This is a genomic window from Burkholderia sp. Bp9012 (genome assembly GCF_003853825.1).
In the GTDB taxonomy this organism is placed as follows: Bacteria; Pseudomonadota; Gammaproteobacteria; order Burkholderiales; family Burkholderiaceae; genus Burkholderia; species Burkholderia diffusa.
This window is the reverse complement of the sequence record NZ_QTQA01000089.1, coordinates 1-464: the sequence shown is the minus strand read 5'-3', so window position 1 is coordinate 464 and position 464 is coordinate 1. Positions and strand designations below refer to the sequence as shown.

The 464-nt window shown below is 69.6% G+C and carries 1 pseudogene; it reads left to right on the top strand.

What is annotated here, in order from left to right:
* Positions 1-464: pseudogene (locus DIE11_RS36040) on the top strand (RHS repeat protein); the annotation flags it as partial.

Here is a 464-nt window from a genome sequence, read left to right as displayed (position 1 = left end):
CTGCAATGGTTCCACGACCCGGCCGGTAACCTGGTGCGCGAGCACCAGCACTACACCCGCCTGGGCCAGCCGCTGGTGGGCGTGTGGCAGCACGAATACGATGCGCTGAACCAGCGCATCGCTACCGTGCGCCCGGATGGTCACCGCGTCAGCTGGCTCACCTACGGCAGCGGCCACCTGCTGGCGCTGCAGCTCGATGAGCGCGAGCTCGTCAGCTACGAGCGCGACGACCTACACCGCGAGGTCGCGCGCCTGCAAGGCAACCGCCTGCTGCAAACGCAGCAGTGGGACGCCATGGGGCGGCTCAGCGAGCAGGTGCTGACGCGCGACACGCCTGCGCCCACACGCACTGGCGGCGGTAACCGTCTGCTGGTGCGGCGTTACCGCTACGACGCCAGCGGCCAGCTCACCGACATCAACGACACGCGGCGCGGGCAGCTCGCCTACCGCTACGATCCGGTGGG